We start from the raw sequence: 21,476 nt of genomic DNA on the forward strand, positions 1-21,476 counted from the left end.
GAGACAGTTCGGTCCCTATCCGTCGCGGGCGTAGGAAATTTGAGAGGAGCTGTCCTTAGTACGAGAGGACCGGGATGGACGCACCGCTGGTGTACCAGTTGTCCCGCCAGGGGCACAGCTGGGTAGCTATGTGCGGAAGGGATAAGCGCTGAAAGCATCTAAGCGTGAAGCCCCCCTCAAGATGAGATTTCCCATCGCGTCAAGCGAGTAAGATCCCTTGAAGATGACAAGGTAGATAGGTCCGAGGTGGAAGCGTGGCGACACGTGCAGCTGACGGATACTAATCGATCGAGGACTTAACTAAACACACAAGAAAAGCGTAGGCGACAATGCAACCCCTGTTATCTAGTTTTGAAGGAATAAAAAATGCTTGACAACAAAAAATATTCCTTTATAATAACATTTGTCTAAAGCATGTTTGCTCGGTGGCGATAGCGGAGAGGTCACACCCGTTCCCATCCCGAACACGGAAGTTAAGCTCTCCAGCGCCGATGGTAGTTGGCGGGACACCGCCTGCGAGAGTAGGACGTTGCCGGGCAAAAGATAAGTTATTCCGCAGTAGCTCAGTGACGAGCGGTGCTTCATCGATTAAGCTTCGAGTTGCCTCGACGCATTCATCACCGTTGAATATGCGAGTAGAGGAAGAGGCAGTAAAGTTACGCAGCATGTTGATGAAGCACAAATGATTAACTATAACGCATCATTCCGCAGTAGCTCAGTGGTAGAGCACTCGGCTGTTAACCGAGCGGTCGTAGGTTCGAATCCTACCTGCGGAGCCATTTACGGAGAGCTGTCCGAGTGGTCGAAGGAGCACGATTGGAAATCGTGTAGACGTGATGAGCGTCTCAAGGGTTCGAATCCCTTGCTCTCCGCCAGCCACTTAGGAAACGATATATGGCCCGTTGGTCAAGTGGTTAAGACACCGCCCTTTCACGGCGGTAACACGGGTTCGAATCCCGTACGGGTCATCTTTTGGAGGATTAGCTCAGCTGGTAGAGCACTTGCCTTACAAGCAAGGGGTCGGCGGTTCGATCCCGTCATCCTCCACCATGTGTTGTGAAGTGAATAGCTTTTTATTTCATCGTCGCGGGGTGGAGCAGCCAGGTAGCTCGTCGGGCTCATAACCCGAAGGTCGCAGGTTCAAATCCTGCCCCCGCAACCAATGTTGGTCCCGTAGTGTAGTGGTTAACATGCCTGCCTGTCACGCAGGAGATCGCGGGTTCGAGTCCCGTCGGGACCGCCACTATATATGGCTCGGTAGCTCAGTCGGTAGAGCAAAGGACTGAAAATCCTTGTGTCGGCGGTTCGATTCCGTCCCGAGCCACCATGTTAAATGATGCCGGCTTAGCTCAATTGGTAGAGCAACTGACTTGTAATCAGTAGGTTGCGGGTTCAAGTCCTGCAGCCGGCACCATCTGCGGAGGGGTAGCGAAGTGGCTAAACGCGGCGGACTGTAAATCCGCTCCCCTTGGGTTCGGCGGTTCGAATCCGTCCCCCTCCACCATCTTGACTTTAGGGGCATAGTTTAATGGTAGAACAGAGGTCTCCAAAACCTCCGGTGTGGGTTCGATTCCTACTGCCCCTGCCAAAAAAACGTGGCGGCTATGGCGAAGTGGTTAACGCACCAGATTGTGGCTCTGGCATTCGTGGGTTCGATTCCCACTAGTCGCCCCATATATGCTTGAGAATTTTGGGGTATAGCCAAGCGGTAAGGCAACGGACTTTGACTCCGTGATGCGTTGGTTCGAATCCAGCTACCCCAGCCACATATAATGCGGAAGTAGTTCAGTGGTAGAACACCACCTTGCCAAGGTGGGGGTCGCGGGTTCGAGTCCCGTCTTCCGCTCTTCGTTTCATGGCGGCATAGCCAAGTGGTAAGGCAGAGGTCTGCAAAACCTTTACCACCGGTTCGAATCCGGTTGCCGCCTCCATTTTTTTATGCGCCGGGGTGGCGGAATTGGCAGACGCACAGGACTTAAAATCCTGCGGTAGGTGACTACCGTGCCGGTTCGAGTCCGGCCCTCGGCACTGAACAGGCTTGACAAAGCTAGGTGTCGTGGTATAATTGAATCGCTGTATTTAACATGCCGATGTGGCGGAACTGGCAGACGCGCACGACTCAAAATCGTGTGGGGTAGCCCCCCGTGTGGGTTCGACTCCCACCATCGGCATCGAAAATAGGGAAAAGGCTTTAGGGACAAGGGGTTTCACGTAAGTGGAATCCCTTGTTTTTTATTTACCGAATACGATTCGAGAAGGAAAAATCGTGTGCGGATAATCGTGTTCGGTGAGGTGAAATGGAAAGTGAAAAGAATGGAAAATGAGAGAAAATTGCAGAGAAAAAGCAAGAGTGGAAGAAGAGGAGAGTTGAGTCGTGAGGAGTTGTTGCCAATATCTGATGACAACACAGAAATTGAATACACATTTGAGGAATTGTTAGAGATATTTATTGAGGATTGCGAACTAAGAAATTTGCGGGAACATACGATTAAATATTACCGCAGTGAGTTAAATGCGTTTATAAAACTGCTGAAAGAGCAAGAAATCGAGTTGCGTGTGAGTGAATGGACAGGAGAAACGATTAAGCGAAATGTCATTATGTATATGAAAGAAAAAGGTCTTAAGACAGTCAGTATCAACTCCCGTTTACGAGCCATGCGGGCGTTTTTTAACTTTTTGGAAGGACGAAATCTCATAAAAAGCAATCCGATGAAAGACATCAAATTGCTGAAGGATAGAAAAAGGATTGTAGAAACGTTTGACAACCAGCAGATAAAGGCGTTATTTAAAGCATGCGACCTTCGCACGTTTGTAGGTTTAAGGGATTATACGATTATGATGTTACTGTTGGAAACGGGAGTTCGAGTAAATGAACTGGTGGGTATAAAAACAACAGATATCATTTGGGAACAAAAAGTCATCCGCATTTGAAACACAAAAGGGGGTTTCGAACGTTTTGTTCCTATTCAAGATAAAATGATTAATCAGTTGAAAGAATATATAGCTGTTAGAGGGAGTGTGGATACTGATTATTTATTTTATTACCCGTGACGATACGCCACTCAGCAAAAAGCAAGTACAGGACAGAATTAAAGAGTATGGGAAAAAGGCAGGAATCAAGAACGTTCGCTGTTCCCCACATACATTTCGCCATACATTTGCTAAATTATGTGTGTTAAATGGGGCAAATGCATTTCAATTACAGGCAATACTGGGGCATACGTCATTGGAAATGACAAAAGTGTATGTAAATCTTTTCAGCAACGAGATTCAGCAAGGGCATGCAAAATTTAGTCCGATAAATAGCTTATTCAAATAATTTACAGTATTCACGTTTTATAGTGGAATGTTGTTCTATAATTTTATTTTAGTAGACTCTTTTAAATGTTAATGTTGATATTTTTGTATAAAAGGAAAAGGGCCAAAACTGGGTCCTTTTCCATATACCTTATTAACTGTAGTTGAGCAATTTTAATTACAATAATTACCATGTAAAAGAGACAAACAGGGTACCCCTTATGCCACGTGGAGCTGTTTTTTCACGGCATCAATGGGAATATTTTGTTTTGCTGCACGATAAATGAACTCCACGAGGCTATGTCCTTTTCTCTTGCGCAGGAGATCGAGCCCATCCGAAACATCACTGTTCGACTCGAACATGCTGTACACATACGCAAGTTGCACCAAGATCCAGTAGCGTTTCACCGCCCGACGCCCGCGAACGCGGTATCCATCGAGTTTCAGCTGGTCTTTCGCTTGACGGAAAAAACATTCGATCTACCAACGTGCAGCATAGTAGCGCAAGATCTCTTCATCGCTTAGCTCGCGATCGGTGCTCAAGACGCAATGAAGATGTTTCGGCGTCATCGGCTGATCGGCTTTCCATGCGAGCAGCACCACGGCATCCTTGAGACCGTTCAGAGCACCTTCGTAGCGATACACCCGATAACGCTCTTTTCCCACCGTGACGAGGCGGGTATCCCGTGGCTCCATAGATTTGGCAAATTCCTTTGCTTGAATGGCCGTCCCTTTTGGATAGAGAATCCGATTCGTCTTGAGCATCGCGATGACGTGGAACCCTTTTTTCAAGCAGGCTCCCACGAGGGTTTTCGATGGATACCAAGAGTCCATGAGCACATAAACGGGGCGACTCACATCCAACGAAGAAAGCATCTCGATCGCGAGTTCCCCTTTGCTTTTCCCCGCCGTCTTGTCGTAGAGGCGAAAGGCAAAAGGAAACGCTTGGGTCATCGTATGAACCATGAGCCAAACGAGAGAATGTCCCCAGATCGACTTTTTCTCTGCGTGAGAATAGTGCCAATCACACCCTTGGATCGCGTGTGTTGCCCGTGACGAGGGCTTCGTTTTTTGGCAAATTGTATCATCGATCGAAACAAAAATGGGGTGATGCTCTCGTTTCGAGCTGCGTTCGACACGATGAAGCACCCACTGTTGGAGTTTGCGAAGCAGCGTCTCTTCCTCCCATGGGCTTTTCGTGAAAAAATGGCTGAGTGTTGTGCGATGATTCGGATGAAAACTCCCGTGATGTAGATCGGTCAGTGTTCCCGAAAACCCCTTGGTGATCATCGCATCCACGATATGAACGAGATGCTTCATGACAGGTTTTGAGAAATAAAGTGCCAACCCCAACATCGTCAAAAACTTGTGGATTCCTTGGTGATGTGCTAATCTATTCATGAGACATGAACCTCCTTGTGAATGGTTTGTTGGCACATCTATTCTAACCAAGGAATCGGGTTCATGTCTTCTTTTTTGTTTGGTTGTAAATTTATGTTAGCGAATTTGCTCATCTACAGTAAAGAATTAGGTTATGAAATAACGGGATACCGTTTCGTGAAATGCTTTTAAAAATATCGATTTGGTGAACACCATGTAGTAGGGTTTTTGTTGTTATGCTAACGAATGCGATAGAGGAATAAGACATACAAAAAAGACCGGTATAAATCGGTCTTTTCTATCGACATACGTTAGTTGAACGAGATAGCTAAGTTCCAATAAGCTACATAAAAATCACTGACTTTTAAATAAATAATTCCATTTCACTGTTTTTAAAAGTAAATCCCATTTTTTTATATAATGGTATTCCATCATCAGATGCATGTAACCAAATTCGTTTTACCCCGATTTTTTTGCATTCCTCAATGCAATTCTCTAATAATTTTCTTGCTAAACCTTTCCCTCGATACTGAGGAATTGTATACATATTCAGTATATAAGCTTCAAGCCCTTTTAGATTATCTAAGTAAGGTGGTCGTTTAAATAAAACCATCCCACTAACACTTATAACATTATTATTTGATAAAGCTAAAAAGGAAATAAATTCATTGTTAGAAAGTGCTTCCTCTAAATATTTTTTTGTAACTGTTGTGACAAGAGCTTCCTCTTGTTCCGACTGTACTTCCCCTAATTCCTTAAAAAGTTCCAAACGCAATCTTACAATTTCTTCTATGTCTTGAACTGTTGCTTTACGAATCTCGATTTGCAAATTCATTATAAACACTCCTTCCATTCATTATGTACACATAAAAACCACTTCCCTAAGGACAATTCTCCCTCCAAACTTGATATCCTTCTTTAAGAAAACTGCCTGTTAAACAAGAAAATCAACCACATTCTTTAACAGAGATTTTAATTAAAAACAGGGGATTTTTTCGTTTAGTGAAACAGGAAAAACTGACCTTGTTTTTATTTAATAAATCCACCAGAGTAGTGAAGACTATATACAACTTCGTTGGCAAAGGATATCGTCTCTTTTCCTACGAACTTACCTAATTCTCCCTTATTGCTATCTCTATAAATATAATCTCCCTCAACAAATTCTTTAGGTCCACGAAACGGATTATCCGCACTAACATTTCTCATCGCTTTTCTTAAAAAAGAGTAAACTTCTTTTACAAATTCAATCTCAAATTCTTTATCCACACCGCCTGAATAACACATAGACCAAATCGGATTCCCCTGATAGTAGACAACTTCTTGGCCTGCAAAATAACTCATCCCAAAATATACATCACGATATAAAAAATGACCTTCTTGGAACTCCAATTGACGTGAACCTTCTAACAAAGGCGTTACAGACGCATTGTCTCCTTGTGATGCATAAGTTGCTTTTTTTGCTTTAATTAAAAAGTCCAAAAATTTCTCTTCTGTGTACATATTTCATCCCCTTGGTATTTTAATAGGCCTTCTTAATTAATAGGCTCTGTTCTCGGTCAATATCGATTTTACATAAAAAATGATTTTTCTGAAAATATCTTCATATGATAAAATTGTTTTAAAAAGGAAAGTGGTGGTAAAAGTGGACCATATTCCAACTTTATGGAAAAGAGATGAATTTTCAATTTCGACTGAAAAAAGTTACTTGGATATGGATGTAATATTTAATTTCTTGAATAAGGAATCATATTGGGCAAATGGAATCCCCAGAGAAATTGTTACGGAATCAATTAAAAATACTCCTTTATGTTTTGGAATTTATAAAGGAGACCCAACAATTGGGCCAGCACAACTAATTGGCTTTGGAAGAGTTATTTCAGACTTATCCACGTTTGCATATTTAGCTGATGTTTTTGTTCTAAAGCCTTTTCGTGGGTTAGGTTTATCAAAATGGTTAATGAGTATAATTAAAGAACATCCCCAACTTCAAACTGTCCGTAGATTTATGTTGGCAACAAAAGACGCACATTCTTTGTATGCACAATATGGCTTTGAGCCATTGGATAATCCATCCATTTTTATGCGGATTGTTCGTAAAAATATTTATCAGAATCGGGAGTAGCCACGATGCAGAGCTAAACAGCTCCATTTTTGTTTACTTGGCTAACATGACAAGATAGTTAAGACTAATGTTAAATAAAGGAAGGTAACTATGAACACTTTCGGAATTGGTGTGATTATGTTAGTAGTAGGTATAGGACTTTTTCCCTTTGGAGTAATATATTTCAAGAAAAGTTGGAATGAATATAGAAATTTACCATCAAACAAAAAGAAAGTAGCTATTTTTCTTGAAATATTAGACGTATTCTCATTATCACCTTCCCTATCAACGTGGTTAATTTTTATCTCGCTCCTACTTATTATTGGAGGTTCTGGATTAATTTTTTTATACCTAACGAGAGGGTAATGCTTAAATAAGCCATTGCTTCTTTTATTCAAATATCTTAAAAATTTATGAACCCAAAAAGGCAGTACCCCCATACGAACTCGAAGTATCAGTTTGTAATCGACCTCTGACTTCAGCTATAAGAACAGTATCGACATAATATATTTCACATTTTCATTCTTCTGATGGTGATGCATAGATGAGACATAGTGTTGTCTCCTATGGATGGAAGGACGAATGAACTTCCATCATTTGTGGTGAAGTTTGCTTCATGGTTGGCTAACGGGCGAATTAGTTGAAGAATAACACTAAATTTGCCCTTATGATAGTCATACTTTTACAAATGAAGGGGGATTAAGATGGAAATTCGTTCAGTGAAAGGGTCAGACTACTATGTCATCTCTCCACTAATCAATGAGTGGTGGGGCGGAAGACAAATGTCTGATAAGTTGCCAAAATTATTCTTCGACCATTTTAAAAATACAAGTTTCATTGCCGAAAAAGATGGAAAAATCGTTGGATTTTTGATAGGTTTTCTATCTCAAACATATCCAGAAGAAGCATATATACACTTTGTTGGGGTTCATCCAGATTATAGGAAACACGGTATTGGAAAACGACTTTACAATGAATTTTTTGATATTGTTAAAAAGAATGGTCGGAATATTGTCCGTTGTGTAACTTCACCAGTAAACAAAGTTTCCATTGCATTTCATACGAAAATGGGATTTGAAATCGAAAAAAACGGTGATAAAGAAATGGACGGAGTCTCTGTATATACTGATTATGATGGACCAAATCAAGATAGACCCCCATGCCGAAAAAAATTCGGCACCATCGGAAGGATGAAAACGAATATTGTCGAAATATCTCCTTGCAGCTGGGGTCATGAGGTCGATGCATCTATGGTACGCAAGAGTCCGAAAGATAGACGGACCCCAGTAGCCTGGTGCACCACGGAATGTCGCTCCCGAGTTGGGAAGCACGCAGGATAGAATGCTTCGTCATAGGCTACTGCACCAGCTGAAGATGAAATGAAGCAGGGAGGGAAAGCGATGAAGGTATTATATGAACGTTGCTGTGGAGTAGACGTGCATAAAAAATCCATTACCGCTTGTACCATTACCCCTGAAGGAAAAGAAATACGAACATTCGGTACCATGACCGATGAATTGCTGGAGTTTGTGAACTGGTTGAAAGAAAAAGGGGTGACGCACGTGGCGATGGAATCGACAAGCGTGTACTGGAAACCGTTGTACAATTTGCTCGAACTCGAACAAATCGAAACGCTTGTCGTGAATGCCCGGCATATTAAAGCGGTTCCTGGACGGAAGACGGATATGAAGGATGCCGAGTGGATCGCCAACTTGCTTCGCCATGGATTGTTGAAAGGAAGTTATATTCCGGACCGAGCCCAACGAGAACTGCGAGAACTCGTTCGATATCGTCGCAGTTTGATCGAAGAAAGAGCGCGGGAATTGAATCGGATTCAAAAAGTATTGGAAGGAGCGAACATCAAGTTGTCGTCCGTTGTTTCCGATATCAATGGGGCATCGGCACGAAAAATGATTCGTGCGTTGATCGAAGGGAAAAACGATCCGATGGTCATCGCTCAGCTCGCAAAAGGGAAATTGAAACAAAAAGTGGAAGAACTCCAGCGCGCATTACACGGGGTAACCGGCCCTCATCAACGGATGATGTTAGCCGAACAATGGAGGCATGTGGAATACCTAGATGAAGCGATTGCGCGATTAGATCAGGAGATCGAGGAGAGAACGCGCCCTTTTGAAGAAGCGCTGGAGCTCTTAGATACGATTCCGGGGGTCGGGCGGCAAAGCGCGGAACAAATTTTGGCGGAAATCGGAACCGATATGAGTCGCTTTGCATCAGCGAGCCATCTGGCATCGTGGGCAGGCATGGCACCAGGAAACTACGAGAGTGCGGGAAACGGTTATCAAGCCGAACGAGGAAAGGGAACAAGAAGCTGAGAGCGTGTTTAGTAGAATGTGCCCGTGCCGCCGCGAGAAAGAAGGATACGTATTTATCCGCGAAATATCACCGCATAGCCGCAAGAAGAGGGGCGAATCGAGCGAGTATGGCAGTTGGACGAACGATATTAGAAATCATCTATTACCTGTTAACTCGGAAGGAACCGTATAAAGAATTAGGGGCAGACTATTGGGATCGTCAACGGGAAGCAAAGATCGTGCGTCAAACGGTGAAGAAATTAGAGGGGTTAGGGTACGAAGTGAAGTTAGAGAAAGTGGGTGCATAAGGGGATTAAACCATATATAAACTTTAATACCTTCCTTTGGAAATTATATTCCAAAGGCTAGGTGGGGGTTGTTTTTTTCCAAATTTTGTTTTCAGGATAGGATGTGTCCAAAATTAGGGGGTCAATCCGGCTATTTGGTCGGAAACCAACAATTAACGATAATAGAGTCTTTTAGAAAAGGGATAATAGCATAGATTGTTGAATTCTGTAAGATAGGTTATGGATATATGTTACAAAAGTTGTTGCAGGGTTTGATGTAAAAGCTATCAAATTGTTAGCTGTATTTGATAATGTCAAGGCCGATTATTTTTTCCCCAAAATCGCCGGTTTAAAATTCCCCAGAAGGACCTTTCATTGATCCTTCTGTTTTTCTTCTTGGAGCCTCTTTTCCCGTAATCGATAGCTTTCCCCCTTTAGGTTGAAAATGATGGAATGATGCAGTAATCGATCTAACATCGCGGTCGCCAATACCGAGTCTCCCACGATTTCTCCCCATTCCCCAAAGCTTTTGTTGGAGGTGAGGATAATCGGGGCATGCTCGTACCGCCGGGCGATCACTTGAAATAAGTAATGAGCGCTGTTCGGGTCCAGTTTTAGATACCCCATTTCATCAATAATGAGAATGGTTGGCTTCACAAACATGCGAAGCTTTTTTTCCAGCTTTCCTTCCTGGTCGGCTTTTCTTAACTGAGTGACCAAATCATGGGCGGTAATAAAATACGTTTTATACCCTCTTGCGATCGCCTCCATTCCAATCGAAATAGCCAGATGTGTCTTTCCAATCCCCGGCGGACCGAGAAAAAGAATATTCTCCTTTCGATCAATAAACGATAAGGTAAGCAGCTCTCGAATCCGGCGCTCATCCACGGAAGGCAGTGCGTTAAAATCAAACGTATCGATCGTCTTGCGATATGGCAGTTTGGACAGTTTGATGAGCGTTTGGATCGATCGTTCCTGTTTTTCGATGATTTCCGCCTCTAATAAGCGGAATAAAAACTCCGAATATGGTATATTATGAGTAGCTGCGTATTCTGTCATGGCGGACCATCGCTCCGCCATGACAGGCAAATGAAGACGGTGGCAATACTCGTGTATTTGTTCTTTCATGAGCTTTCCCCTCGCAGGAACGTGTCATAAACGGACAATGGACGAGTATCCACTTCCACCGAAACAGGCGAAATGGTGACGGCCGTTTCCGTCTGTTTCTTTTTGATTTTTTCGGCGAATGAAATCACTTTTTTCTGTTGGTTCAAGTAAGAAATCTCCTCCCCTCGATAATACAATCGAATATCCCCATTTAATCGCTCCTTCACCAGAATTTCTTTGCCCGCATACTCCGCCGATAGAAGCCATTGTTCCCCTTTGTAAGAGAAACTGCCATCCCAATGCACCTTCCGATAGGAAAGATAGCTCGTATCGTAATCGTTCAACGGGAGAGGTTTCAGCTGTTCCTCTGCCCAACGCTCTTGCGGAGGAATGCCGGTAGTGGCGTTTGGCTTCCGATTCGCCACTTGATCGAGCCAACGATGTAAAAGGAAATTTAATTCCTCGATGCTTTCAAACGCTGTCCCCACATAGAAGTGATCCATGATATACTGAATGGCTCGTTCGACTTTTCCCTTTGTCTGGGCCCGGTAAGGCCGGCACACTTTTGGAATAAATCCGTAGTAACTCGCAAATTCAGAAAATCGTTGATTCCATTTCACCACTCCTTGTTCCCGGCCGTCTGTAACGGTCTTCATATTGTCAAATAACACCTTCTTCGGAACCCCGCCAAAGTACTTGAAGCTCTGAATCAGGCATTCCATTAAGTGTTCCTGATCCTGGCTGGTCGTAAATACCGCGTATTTCATCCGCGAATAGCCTAACGTGGCCACAAATAGCGATAACTTGACTTTTTTCCCTTCGATCACGACCTCCCCAACTTCTTTCCAATCGACTTGCATTTGTTCGCCAGGAAGCGTTTCATAACGAACGGTGTATTTCTTTTTCGCCGTCTCTCGGAAAGGTTTCATATAGTCTTTTAAAATCGTCTTTCCTCCCATATAGCCCTGTTGTCGAATTTCAAAAAACAACTTTTCGCTATTAAACACCCCATCTTCTAACATTCGTTTTTGAAGATACGGCTTAAATGGATCTAACTTGCTTTTTCTTTGTTTTCGCTTGGATTTGGAAGGAGGATTGGGGGAGTGAATATATTTTCGGACGGTTTTCCGATCGATCCCCAATTCCCTCGCAATATCGGAAATACTCATTCCCCTTTCATACATCTCTTTGATCATAAAAAATTCCCCTCTCGTAATCATGAACCATAGCTCCTCTCATTGACACTATGGTTCTATTGTAAGTGGGGAATTTTATTCCGGCTATATTGGGGATTTTATCATCGGCTTTAACAATAATAAGTGTCACCCGCATCCTCCCTCCCCTTTTCATGTTTATAAAATGTTTATCCAATGCGAAATAATTGGTGGTCAAACCAATGGAAGGCATAGAAACAAGTGCAGTTGAGTTCTTTACTGAAAACGAACTACCACCGTTACCAATAGTTCGGAATACAAAAAACACAATTGAGATGGCTTTTAGGCATTTTAAAAACTTCCCACCCTCTGGTTCAACTACCATGGAAGAACGAATAAACTTCCATCATCTATGATGCCGCGAAGCGAGGCATGGTGGCTAACATGTTCGAGAATTCATTAACGGTGGTATAGGGAGCCGTTTTTCTTATTCAACAAACGGGACAGGATAGTTTAATAAGGCATTATTTGATGGAAGGCGGAGAAATTATGGACATTCAAGAGATAATTAAAGAATTAGTCAATAAAAAAATCATTCATTCAAATACCATTGAGTATAAACAGTTAAATGGAGGAACTATAAGTAATTTATACCTTATTGGTAACAGTGATAACGCCAAATATGTCGTTAAGTTGAATGAACCGCAAGTTCTTGAATCAGAGGCATATTTTCTTGATTGTAACTATTCACCCCAGTGCTAGTGTATAAAAAAGCCCAGCACAAATAGGGCATTTCGGTCATAGAAAATGCCCTAGGTAGCGGAAAGAACTCGATCGATCGTTTCGCCTGCCAACAGAAGACACAACGAGTCCCACACGTTTTTTTCGTGTTTCGTAAGTGTGGAAACGATGCTTCTTGCGATGCAAAACGACTGCGCGAACGTTTCGTCACGAAATGTACCCGAGATGTTCTCTTTGACTTTGACCATGCGAAGATCTCGCTCGGCTTGGTTATTGTCAAAGGGAACATGCACTTCACATAAGAAACGCAGCGCTTCTTCCTTTCGTTTTTGAAGCCGTCGAATAAAAGCGAGTGCTTTTTTCGGAAAAGGTGTCATCGTTTCCAATCGGTGCTGTGCTTTCGCTAGGATACGATCATACACTCGTTCCCATCGTTTCGCTTCTTCTTCGGAAAGTGCACCGTGATGCGCTTCGACTGCCTGTTTGGCGGCTAACAGAAACGTGGTCATGCGCGATGCCCATGTATGGCCTTGTTCGATGAAGCCTTTTAGCTCACGTAAATGATGGGCATGGCAAAGAGCATGTGTGGCTTTCGTGTATCTCGGATACGTACCGAATGCATCATGCATCATCGTCCCTTTGTATTGTGGAAGAATCCCGATCTCATCCGTTGCTTTCTTTCCACGAGAAGCGTGAAAAGCCAAGTACGTATATGTCGACGTACATGCGACATGCACCCATGCGAGTTTACCATTGATGCGCAAACTCGTTTCATCGACATGCAAGATGTTAGAGTTAAGTAAGGCGTCTTCGATCATGTCCATATTGGATTCCAGCGCTTCGCGTCCTCGTTTCACCATATTGGCAAGGGTTCCTGTACTAACCGAGTGTTGATATAACGCTTCGATTGTATCACTTAAACGCTTGTAAGGGATCAATTGGATATGATGCAAATAAACAACGAGCGCAGTAAGACGTGGACCGTATTGCACATGATTCGTGACATGTGGTGGAAACTCCGCTTGTTGCACGCATCGACAATGCGGACATGATTTCACTTCACGCTCATGTTGTGTCACTTCAATCGACACGGGAGGCAGATCAAACACTTGACGGACATCGACTTTGAACGGTTTGACGTCACGCAAAGAAGCCCCACATCCTTGACACGTATGTACGCGATGGACGACACGATGATGTGGATGTTCCACTTGACGGAGCGTCGTCCCCTCATGTCCCTCTTGCCCACCAGGCTTTTTGCCAGACGGCTCGCGGGAGGAACGCTTTTTCTCAAAACGGTCAGAAGATGGGGGCAAATGGCTATTGGAGCTGTTTTTTTTCGTGCGTGCTTCCAGCTCTTGAACGCGATGCTTGAGTTGTTCATTTTCTTTGCGTAGCTGTTTGTTTTCTTGACGCAAATGTTCATTTTCTTGAATGAGTTGATGAATGAGCTGTTTTTGTTGTTGGACTTTGCCGATTAAGCCCTCAACTGTAAATACAGCTTGTTGTACCGTCAACATGTGATTCACCTCCTTGTCTATCAATATTCACATCATAGACAGGAAAAGCAAAAAATATTCAGCTCACTTTATGATGTGGCTGAATAGTTACTCTTGATTTTTATAAGGACGTAAATCTATTACCTAAACTTCTGTATGTTGGGCAATCATATAATTACATAGTTTATTCATTCATTTCTGGTTCTACAAACTATGTTAGAAAAAATAAAAAGGAAATACTTAAGGCGCTTGTGCAACGCCTTATAAATAATTATAAGACCGTTCCTCATTCCGTTGGCTGGGGATGGGCAAATGAACCAACAGATTCGTGGCAAGGTTTTCTTTTGAATAGGGTTATTGAAGCAAATAAGATTTTAGATTCACACTTAGAAAAAGATGATTTAAATTTTGTACTTGAACTTGTGAAAAGTCCAAATAGAAATAGTTTTAACAGAGAACCATTTTTATTACATGGGGATTGTGGTGTACATAATTTTATTTTTAATGAGGGAGAGTTATGTGGGGTGATTGATCCAACTCCTGTTTTTGGAGAACCCCTTTATGATTTAATCTATGCGTTTTGTTCTTCACCAGATGATTTAACTAAAGAAACGATAAATTCAGCAGCAAGTCATTTGATAATTAAAGGGAACAAAAGTGAACAACTATTATATGAAGAAGTGCTTATTGGTTTATATCTCAGATTAGCAACATGTATTAGACATCATCCAAATGATTTAGAGGACTATCTAAAAGCTTGGAACTACTGGAAGAACATAATCAAAGACACATGATTTTAGTTTTTATTGCTTACTCAGCTATCCTGAAAATTAGTATTTTCATCCTTCTGATGGTGCCGTATAGATGCCGAATGGTTGTCTCCCATGGAAGAATAAAATTTTTTCATCACCTGTGGTGAAGCTCGCTTCATGATTGATTAGCGGGAAACGATAGTTGAAGAAGGATTAAATTTGCGTTAGAAGGTTTTGATAAACTTTTATTATTTATCTTGTAATAAGAATATATCTTATATTAAGATATAAATACAGAAAGGAGGTAACCTTATGCAATTGGATAATATGATTGAGACTATCAACGAGCAATGGACGGACATCTATTACCTATTACATTATGTTCACGACGATAATATTACTCATCAAGCCATTCGTTTGTTGCAACATATTGAAAAAAACAAAGAAACAACCATAGGAGATTTAGCCAAACATTTAAGTGTATCCCATAATACTGCTTCTGAACATACAAAAAGACTAATAAAAAAAGGGCTTGTTACTAAACGAAGAAGTAGCATAGATGAAAGAAAAGTTTTTGTAACTTTAACTGAAGAAGGAAGGAACGTGTTGTATCGACATACTCGATTGGATAAAGATAAATTAAGGAAAGTTTTAGAAAATCTTCGTACATCTGATTTAGAGATAATACAAAAGGCTTTTTCTATTCTTAATGAGGGGGCAAAAAAATGTTTACGTTAGTAAAAATAATAGTATCAGCAATAATAATTGGAATTGTAACAGAAGTGGCAAAGAGATATCCGACCTTTGGAGGAATTATAGCAGCATTACCATTGGTCAGTTTATTGAGTTTATTTTGGCTTTATTTTCAGGGAGAACAAACACAAAATTTAAGTAAATTTGTATTTGGTGTTTTATGGGGATTTCCAGCAACCGCCTTTTTATTATTAATTGTGGCTTTTTCCTTAAAGGCTTCATTTTCGTTAATTTTATCGATTGGATTAGGATTAGGTGGTTGGGGAGTATTTTTAGCCATGCAGAATATTGTATTTAAGAACATATAAAATGAAATTAAACTATCCTGAAAATTAGTATTTTTTATCCTTTGCTGGTGATGCAACTTGGCATGGAGGTCTCCTATGGAAAAATGAATTAACTTCCACTATCTGTGGTGAAACTCGCTTCATGGTTGGCTAACGGGTACGATACTTCAGAAGGAGTATCGTTTTTCTTGTTGGACTAACGGGTAGTATAGTTGAAGTTGCCTAAGTAAACTATTATTGTATTTTTATTTAAATATATGTATAATTATGTAAAATCATATTTGATAAGGGGGAACTAAAGTGGAACTAATTCCTGAGTCCACTAATTTAATGGATTATCTGGAAGAATTGGATGTTGTAAATTTTTCCCATTATTTAATTCAGAAAAAAATGAATGAATTGTTTCATGAAGGACAGTCAGAAATGGAAAAGGCTAAAATAGCATTTGAATTTGTAAGAGATAAGATTTCTCATTCGTGGGATATACAAAGCACAAGAGTTACATGTAAAGCTTCTGAGGTTCTTTACTATAAAGAAGGAATTTGTTATGCAAAATCAAATTTATTAGCTGCACTACTACGTTCGCAGGGGATACCAACTGGTTTTTGTTATCAACGATTGATGTTGTTTGATACGCCAGAAAAAGGTTATTGTATTCATGCTCTAAATGCAATTTTTCTGAAAACACTTAATAAATGGATTCGATTAGATGCTCGTGGTAATAAAAAGGGAATTGATGCTCAATTTTCAATTGACGAAGAAAAGTTAGCTTTTACTCCTCAAAAAGAATTTGATGAAAGAGATTATCCAATAATTTATGCGAAGCCACATCTAAAAACAATTGCTGTTTTAGAAGAACATACAGATGCATTAGAAATGTATAAAAATCATTTGCCAGAATATTTATAGTTGTTTAAGATAAAGGTGGCGATAGTTGAACAAGGCATACAAAAAGGACCGATTTACTTCGGTCTTTTTCTGTGGTATAAAAATCAACACTGAAATTTAACAAAGCCGAAGATTTAAAAAACGTGATAGGTAAAATTTATCTTTCGAAAACTTTTTATTCTTTTCTTATTTAACTATCCCGAAAATTAGTATTTTCATCATTTGCTGGTGCCGTAAGCACGACATGGGGGTCTATACTGAAAATTTCTCTTTCCAGTATTTTAATAAGGTTATGTAACATAGTTGAACATTCCATTAATTTTACGAACGGTTGGCAATAGTTGAGTGACAAAAAGAAAACGTTTGGTTTTTAAAAAATTATCCAAGCGTCTTTGCTTAGTGTGTTTTCAATCTTATACTAAATGGTCAATGAAATGATTATTGTTTTATAGTGTTATTTGAGATTTTTTTGCTCCAAAATCGAACCTCATTTTTAGTTAACTACCTCAGTGCAGAAAAATTTACGAATCTTAATAATGCAGAAAAAAAGCAAGAAAAAAGTATTGACCAAAAATGAGATAATTTATATAATATTCGCAAACAGCACAAAGGTTCGAGTCGTATTCGGTAATAATCAACTAAAAATGAGAAAATGAAAGTACCCCTTGTTATATACGGGTTTGCTTTAATTGAGAGAAATGCACGATTTCATAATCGACTCAAAATCGTGTGGGGTAGCCCCCCGTGTGGGTTCGACTCCCACCATCGGCACTAGAGGGATTCCTGTTAATCGCAGGAATTCTTTTTTATTTCCTCTTATTCGTTTCCCCTCGATTATGTTTGCTTATCTTGCTCTTCCTCATTTTCAACTACATGCTTCAAAAAAGTTGTGAACAAGGTATTGACTTGCCTAGGAGGAGTCGATATAATGTAAAACGTAATTACGAAACAGGGGCACCTGTTTTTTATTTTTACGTTTTATTCGACAAATTTCTACTTTTTCTGCATGTGCGGGTGTAGTTTAGTGGTAAAACCTCAGCCACGAGCGATGCATCGTCGAGAAAGCGGCGAGTTGCCTCGACGCATCCATCTTCATTGAGTATGCGAGTAGAGGAAGAGGCATGGTCGGGCGTGGTAAAGATTGTAGGTATACTGGATTGAAGTGTGCGGGTGTAGTTTAGTGGTAAAACCTCAGCCACGAGCGGTGCATCGTCGAGAAAGTGGCGAGTTGCCTCGACGCATCCATCTTCATTGAGTATGCGAGTAGAGGAAGAGGCATGGTCGGGCGTGGTAAAGATTGTAGGTATACTGGATTGAAGTGTGCGGGTGTAGTTTAGTGGTAAAACCTCAGCCACGAGCGGTGCATCGTCGAGAAAGTGGCGAGTTGCCTCGACGCATCCATCTTCATTGAGTATGCGAGTAGAGGAAGAGGCATGGTCGGGCGTGGTAAAGATTGTAGGTATACTGGATTGAAGCGTGCGGGTGTAGTTTAGTGGTAAAACCTCAGCCTTCCAAGCTGATGTCGTGGGTTCGATTCCCATCACCCGCTCCATACATACGGGGACAACGCAGTGTTTCGTTTCGAAGATGAACGGGGCATTGCGTTTTTTTATTTCGCTTCGCCCCGTATTTGTTATATGATGAGTTGTGTATGAGCTGTACCCCCATGGATTTGAATAAACATCTCTTTCATCGCTTGCAATATTTGTTCACATTGCGTTTCTGTAAATGAGGGCAGAAAATATACGATTTGAATTGCATTTGTTGTTTGCTCTGTAACCATTGTTCGTTTCGAATCAACGATTGGACTGCCGAACGGGCCTTGAGCGTCTTTTGTGACGAGTTTTCGATCAAAATTTGTCGTCCGATCATTGATGCCGATATATTCATCTGCTTGTGTACCGATCGTGACGGCTATATCTCCTGTTAGATGATCTCGATCATAAATGCCGATCGGTAGTTTATAATATAAGGAAAAAAAGTTATTCACATCGGCCGCCGAGTGAATGGATGGAATAAAACTTTGCTTCTGTACGCGACGAAGCAAACTTTCTGATGAGGGGCGGTAGCGGCTTGGATCTGTGCCGACCTGCTTGAACACCGATCGCCATTCTTTCACTTCAGGCCAGTCAGCCAATGGTGTTTGCTCCATGTCAAAATACAATAGTTCTTGCAATTGACGGAGTTTTCCCTTCAACATATTTGGAGATGCGCCGACGACAATTTGTTCATATGTAATGACTCCAATTTTAAAATGAGCCACATGCTGTTTGATTGTGTCAGAAATGGTTACCATATCGTTCACTCCTTTTTCTTTACATTGTATCATAAACAGCGATGAAAGGAGGGATGGATAGTGGACGTTGCTGCATTAAAAGAGGAAATTATTCAATATAGTCGAACGATTGGTATCGACAAAATCGGTTTTGCCAGTGCTGATCCGTTTAGCGAATTAAAAGAACGGCTACGTGAGCAACAACGACTCGGTTATGAATCAGGATTTGAAGAGCCGGATATTGACAAACGAACAACTCCATCTTTGTTGTTGAAAGAAGCGCGTTCCATTATTGCGATCGCCCTTGCCTACCCGTCAAAATTGAAAAACGCTCCACGAAGTACAAAAAAAGAACGTCGAGGCATTTTTTGTCGCGCATCTTGGGGACAAGATTATCACATCATTTTACGTGATCGGCTGCAAAAGCTAGAGCAATTTATTCTCACCCGTGTACCAGATGCAAAAGTAAAATCGATGGTCGATACCGGGGAGTTATCGGATCGGGCGGTAGCCGAGCGTGCAGGTATCGGGTGGAGTGGGAAAAACTGCTCAATTATTACGCCAGAGTTTGGATCGTACGTATATTTAGGAGAAATGATTACAAATATCCCGTTTCCTCCGGATGCGCCAATTGAAGACGAATGTGGGACGTGCACGCGCTGCATTGATGCTTGTCCGACAGGCGCACTTGTGCAAGGGGGACAGTTGAATGCGAAACGATGTATCGCTTTTTTAACGCAAACGAAAACGTTTATTCCTGATGAGTTTCGCGATAAAATTGGTAATCGATTGTACGGATGTGATACGTGCCAGCTCGTTTGTCCAAAAAATAAAGGAAAAGACTTTCACTTTCATCCAGAGATGGAACCCGATCCGGAAGTGGTGAAACCGCTATTAAAACCAATTCTTCATATGACGAATCGGCAATTTAAAGAGACGTTTGGGCATTTATCGGGGGCATGGCGTGGGAAAAAACCGATTCAACGGAATGCGATCATTGCATTGGCTCATTATAAAGATGAGAGTGCGATAGATGATTTATTCGTACTGCTTCAGGAAGATTCACGTCCTGTCATTCGCGGAACCGCGGCGTGGGCGCTTGGGAAAATCGGAAATCGCAAAGTTGTGCCGATGCTACAACAAGCGAAAGAAAGGGAACAAGATGAAGACGTCATTCGTGAAATCGAAAAAGCATTAGCGATGTTTGAAAACGTGTAGTTGTTTTTCGCTCATCTATGACATAACGTAATAAAAAACGAAAAAGTGGGGAACGGAATGAGAAAACAGCTGCACGATCTTCTTCATGAACGCGTCCGTCATTTTTTTGTCAGCGATATGGCAGATGAAGAAATGGAACGAAAAAGAAAGCTGTTGGCTAAGCGCAATGCAAAGCTTGTGAAATGTGAAGGAAAAGGTACAATTGTTGAAAAAAAGTATATTGCTCCGTATACGTTTGTTCGCTATGTTATTCATTTTCGTTTTTTCATTTGGCAAAGCGGATGGATGTATGTTGAAGAACAACAAGAGGTACGCGAAGCTGTATTTGAGGGACGGGAACTTGCTAGCCATCGCCTTGTTTTACCAGAGATCGAAACAGAACAAATGGAAAAGAAAGAAGAACGTGATGACGATGAACGCATCCGTTATACGTATGATCGACTAGCAGCAGTCCGGTATGCTGAAATATGGTGGAACGATTATAATCCAGCTTTTCATACATTTCCCGTTGATTGTACAAATTTTGTCTCTCAATGTTTGCATGCGGGCGGCATTCCGATGATGGGCTATCCAAACAAAACAAAAGGATGGTGGACGCGCAAAAACGACTGGAGCTATACGTGGACGGTCGCGCATGCGTTTCGTTGGTATTTAAGCGGATCGAAAACAGGCATTCAAGCTATTGAAAAAAAATCACCAGAACAGTTGTCTCTCGGTGATGTCATTTGTTATGATTTTCAAGGGGACGGGCGGTTTGATCATACGACGATCGTCGTCGCCAAAGATAAACAAGGGATGCCGCTCGTAAATGCCCATACGTCCAATAGTCGCATGCGTTATTGGTCGTATGAAGATTCCACAGCTTATACGCCGAATATTCAATATAAGTTTTTTCATATTATTGATCATATATAGGAGTGAAGAATGTGGCTTTACATGTTGTTTTATATCAACCAGAAATTCCAGCGAATACGGGCAATATTGCACGTACATGTGCAGCAACAGGAACGTCGTTACATTTAATTCGTCCACTCGGATTTTCAACAGATGACAAAATGTTGAAGCGTGCCGGATTAGATTATTGGGAATATGTAGATATTCACTATTACGATTCATTACAAGAGCTTTTTGATAAATATAAAGAAGGAGAATTTTTCTTTATTACAAAGTTTGGTCAAACATATTACACATCGTTTGACTATAGTGATCAAACGAAAGATTACTTTTTCGTTTTCGGTCGCGAGACGAGCGGCTTGCCAAAAGACTTAATCGAAAACAATATGGAACGTTGTTTACGCATTCCGATGAACGAATACGTTCGCTCACTCAATTTATCGAACACAGCGGCCATTCTCGTGTACGAGGCGTTAAGACAACAAAACTTTCCAAATGTATTTTAAGCGACTTTCGAATGAAAGTCGCTTA

Annotated in this window: 15 protein-coding genes, 17 tRNA genes, 2 rRNA genes and 4 pseudogenes (1 of these 38 only partly in view); 31 read left to right on the top strand and 7 right to left on the bottom strand. The window is 41.4% G+C overall.

Annotated elements, in window-relative coordinates; translation table 11 throughout:
• From AFK25_RS02010 to AFK25_RS15330, 19 genes and pseudogenes are all read left to right on the top strand, one after another.
• Nucleotides 1–304, top strand: a 23S ribosomal RNA gene (locus tag AFK25_RS02010); it begins 2,622 nt to the left of the window's first position.
• A 117-nt stretch (nucleotides 305–421) separates the two neighbouring features.
• A 5S ribosomal RNA gene (gene rrf / locus AFK25_RS02015) occupies nucleotides 422–538 on the top strand.
• Between the two features lie 166 nt (nucleotides 539–704).
• A tRNA-Asn gene (locus tag AFK25_RS02020) sits at nucleotides 705–779 on the top strand.
• Between the two features lie 5 nt (nucleotides 780–784).
• A tRNA-Ser gene (locus tag AFK25_RS02025) sits at nucleotides 785–875 on the top strand.
• Between the two features lie 21 nt (nucleotides 876–896).
• Nucleotides 897–968, top strand: a tRNA-Glu gene (locus tag AFK25_RS02030).
• 6 nt (nucleotides 969–974) lie between these two features.
• Nucleotides 975–1,050 (top strand) — tRNA-Val (locus tag AFK25_RS02035).
• 35 nt (nucleotides 1,051–1,085) lie between these two features.
• Nucleotides 1,086–1,162: transfer RNA gene (locus tag AFK25_RS02040), tRNA-Met, on the top strand.
• Nucleotides 1,163–1,167: 5 nt separating this feature from the next.
• A tRNA-Asp gene (locus tag AFK25_RS02045) sits at nucleotides 1,168–1,243 on the top strand.
• Between the two features lie 8 nt (nucleotides 1,244–1,251).
• A tRNA-Phe gene (locus AFK25_RS02050) sits at nucleotides 1,252–1,327 on the top strand.
• A gap of 11 nt (nucleotides 1,328–1,338) precedes the next feature.
• A tRNA-Thr gene (locus AFK25_RS02055) sits at nucleotides 1,339–1,414 on the top strand.
• Nucleotides 1,415–1,419: 5 nt separating this feature from the next.
• Nucleotides 1,420–1,504 (top strand) — tRNA-Tyr (locus AFK25_RS02060).
• A 10-nt stretch (nucleotides 1,505–1,514) separates the two neighbouring features.
• Nucleotides 1,515–1,588, top strand: a tRNA-Trp gene (locus tag AFK25_RS02065).
• Nucleotides 1,589–1,598: 10 nt separating this feature from the next.
• Nucleotides 1,599–1,674: transfer RNA gene (locus AFK25_RS02070), tRNA-His, on the top strand.
• 17 nt (nucleotides 1,675–1,691) lie between these two features.
• Nucleotides 1,692–1,766, top strand: a tRNA-Gln gene (locus AFK25_RS02075).
• Between the two features lie 8 nt (nucleotides 1,767–1,774).
• Nucleotides 1,775–1,846: transfer RNA gene (locus tag AFK25_RS02080), tRNA-Gly, on the top strand.
• A gap of 11 nt (nucleotides 1,847–1,857) precedes the next feature.
• Nucleotides 1,858–1,931: transfer RNA gene (locus AFK25_RS02085), tRNA-Cys, on the top strand.
• Nucleotides 1,932–1,942: 11 nt separating this feature from the next.
• Nucleotides 1,943–2,028: transfer RNA gene (locus AFK25_RS02090), tRNA-Leu, on the top strand.
• 58 nt (nucleotides 2,029–2,086) lie between these two features.
• Nucleotides 2,087–2,171, top strand: a tRNA-Leu gene (locus AFK25_RS02095).
• Nucleotides 2,172–2,313: 142 nt separating this feature from the next.
• Nucleotides 2,314–3,319: pseudogene (locus tag AFK25_RS15330) on the top strand (tyrosine-type recombinase/integrase).
• Between the two features lie 197 nt (nucleotides 3,320–3,516).
• Here AFK25_RS15330 and AFK25_RS02105 read toward each other — a convergent pair.
• The 3 genes and pseudogenes from AFK25_RS02105 to AFK25_RS02115 form a co-directional block, all read right to left on the bottom strand.
• Nucleotides 3,517–4,698, bottom strand: a pseudogene (locus AFK25_RS02105) (IS701 family transposase).
• 343 nt (nucleotides 4,699–5,041) lie between these two features.
• Entirely contained in the window at nucleotides 5,042–5,512 is a 471-nt protein-coding gene (locus AFK25_RS02110) for a GNAT family N-acetyltransferase (RefSeq protein ID WP_035067745.1), read from the bottom strand.
• Nucleotides 5,513–5,706: 194 nt separating this feature from the next.
• A complete protein-coding gene (locus AFK25_RS02115; protein ID WP_035067743.1) occupies nucleotides 5,707–6,177 on the bottom strand; it encodes a DUF5680 domain-containing protein in 471 nt (156 codons plus the stop codon).
• A 142-nt stretch (nucleotides 6,178–6,319) separates the two neighbouring features.
• Here AFK25_RS02115 and AFK25_RS02120 point away from each other — a divergent pair, with 142 nt between their 5' ends.
• The 3 genes and pseudogenes from AFK25_RS02120 to AFK25_RS02135 all read left to right on the top strand — a co-directional run bounded on the left by AFK25_RS02120 (nucleotide 6,320) and on the right by AFK25_RS02135 (nucleotide 9,398).
• Complete coding sequence (locus AFK25_RS02120) at nucleotides 6,320–6,799, top strand: GNAT family N-acetyltransferase (RefSeq protein ID WP_035067749.1); 480 nt, start codon at nucleotides 6,320–6,322, stop codon at nucleotides 6,797–6,799.
• Between the two features lie 683 nt (nucleotides 6,800–7,482).
• Nucleotides 7,483–7,932, top strand: a pseudogene (locus AFK25_RS02130) (GNAT family N-acetyltransferase); the annotation flags it as partial.
• A gap of 246 nt (nucleotides 7,933–8,178) precedes the next feature.
• Nucleotides 8,179–9,398: pseudogene (locus tag AFK25_RS02135) on the top strand (IS110 family RNA-guided transposase).
• Between the two features lie 351 nt (nucleotides 9,399–9,749).
• On the opposite strand, the gene istB reads toward AFK25_RS02135, so the two are convergent.
• Nucleotides 9,750–10,505, bottom strand: a complete 756-nt coding sequence (gene istB, locus AFK25_RS02140) for an IS21-like element IS5376 family helper ATPase IstB (RefSeq protein ID WP_035067724.1) — start codon at nucleotides 10,503–10,505, stop codon at nucleotides 9,750–9,752.
• Nucleotides 10,502–11,704 carry an IS21 family transposase gene (gene istA, locus AFK25_RS02145; RefSeq protein ID WP_049720849.1) on the bottom strand — a complete coding sequence of 401 codons (1,203 nt, stop codon included), beginning with the start codon at nucleotides 11,702–11,704 and terminating at the stop codon, nucleotides 10,502–10,504. Before istA ends, istB begins: the two co-directional genes overlap by 4 nt.
• Before the next feature lie 483 nt (nucleotides 11,705–12,187).
• Between istA and AFK25_RS14965 the strand changes: the two genes are divergently transcribed.
• Nucleotides 12,188–12,400: a hypothetical protein gene (locus AFK25_RS14965; protein ID WP_049720851.1), complete on the top strand. Its 213-nt coding sequence runs from the start codon at nucleotides 12,188–12,190 to the stop codon at nucleotides 12,398–12,400.
• A 50-nt stretch (nucleotides 12,401–12,450) separates the two neighbouring features.
• On the opposite strand, the gene tnpC is transcribed toward AFK25_RS14965, so the two are convergent.
• Entirely contained in the window at nucleotides 12,451–13,899 is a 1,449-nt protein-coding gene (gene tnpC, locus AFK25_RS02160) for an IS66 family transposase (RefSeq protein ID WP_049720840.1), read from the bottom strand.
• A 230-nt stretch (nucleotides 13,900–14,129) separates the two neighbouring features.
• On the opposite strand from tnpC, the gene AFK25_RS02165 reads away from it, so the two are divergent.
• The 5 genes from AFK25_RS02165 to AFK25_RS02185 all read left to right on the top strand — a co-directional run bounded on the left by AFK25_RS02165 (nucleotide 14,130) and on the right by AFK25_RS02185 (nucleotide 18,110).
• Entirely contained in the window at nucleotides 14,130–14,672 is a 543-nt protein-coding gene (locus tag AFK25_RS02165) for a phosphotransferase (RefSeq protein WP_049720852.1), read from the top strand.
• Nucleotides 14,673–14,942: 270 nt separating this feature from the next.
• On the top strand, nucleotides 14,943–15,368 hold the full coding sequence (locus tag AFK25_RS02170) for a MarR family winged helix-turn-helix transcriptional regulator (protein ID WP_035067858.1): 426 nt from the start codon (nucleotides 14,943–14,945) through the stop codon (nucleotides 15,366–15,368).
• Nucleotides 15,356–15,691, top strand: coding sequence for a DUF3147 family protein (locus AFK25_RS02175; protein ID WP_035067856.1), 336 nt, complete (start codon nucleotides 15,356–15,358; stop codon nucleotides 15,689–15,691). Before AFK25_RS02170 ends, AFK25_RS02175 begins: the two co-directional genes overlap by 13 nt.
• 279 nt (nucleotides 15,692–15,970) lie before the next feature.
• Nucleotides 15,971–16,579 (top strand): transglutaminase-like domain-containing protein, encoded by a 609-nt coding sequence (locus AFK25_RS02180; protein WP_035067854.1) that lies wholly within the window; start codon nucleotides 15,971–15,973, stop codon nucleotides 16,577–16,579.
• A gap of 1,457 nt (nucleotides 16,580–18,036) precedes the next feature.
• A tRNA-Gly gene (locus AFK25_RS02185) sits at nucleotides 18,037–18,110 on the top strand.
• An 81-nt stretch (nucleotides 18,111–18,191) separates the two neighbouring features.
• Here AFK25_RS02185 and AFK25_RS02190 read toward each other — a convergent pair.
• The gene (locus tag AFK25_RS02190; RefSeq protein ID WP_035064544.1) at nucleotides 18,192–18,854 is read right to left on the bottom strand and encodes a B3/B4 domain-containing protein; all 663 of its coding nucleotides are present in this window, start codon (nucleotides 18,852–18,854) and stop codon (nucleotides 18,192–18,194) included.
• Between the two features lie 60 nt (nucleotides 18,855–18,914).
• On the opposite strand from AFK25_RS02190, the gene queG reads away from it, so the two are divergent.
• From queG to trmL, 3 genes are read left to right on the top strand one after another with little or no spacing between them, the layout of a single operon-like run.
• Nucleotides 18,915–20,051 (top strand): tRNA epoxyqueuosine(34) reductase QueG, encoded by a 1,137-nt coding sequence (gene queG, locus AFK25_RS02195; RefSeq protein WP_035064548.1) that lies wholly within the window; start codon nucleotides 18,915–18,917, stop codon nucleotides 20,049–20,051.
• 57 nt (nucleotides 20,052–20,108) lie between these two features.
• Complete coding sequence (locus AFK25_RS02200; protein WP_035064551.1) at nucleotides 20,109–20,966, top strand: amidase domain-containing protein; 858 nt, start codon at nucleotides 20,109–20,111, stop codon at nucleotides 20,964–20,966.
• Nucleotides 20,967–20,977: 11 nt separating this feature from the next.
• Nucleotides 20,978–21,451 (top strand): tRNA (uridine(34)/cytosine(34)/5-carboxymethylaminomethyluridine(34)-2'-O)-methyltransferase TrmL, encoded by a 474-nt coding sequence (gene trmL, locus AFK25_RS02205; RefSeq protein WP_009373579.1) that lies wholly within the window; start codon nucleotides 20,978–20,980, stop codon nucleotides 21,449–21,451.
• The last annotated feature ends 25 nt before the right edge of the window (nucleotides 21,452–21,476 follow it).

The sequence above is a fragment of the Anoxybacillus gonensis genome (assembly GCF_001187595.1).
Lineage (GTDB): Bacteria > Bacillota > Bacilli > Bacillales > Anoxybacillaceae > Anoxybacillus > Anoxybacillus gonensis.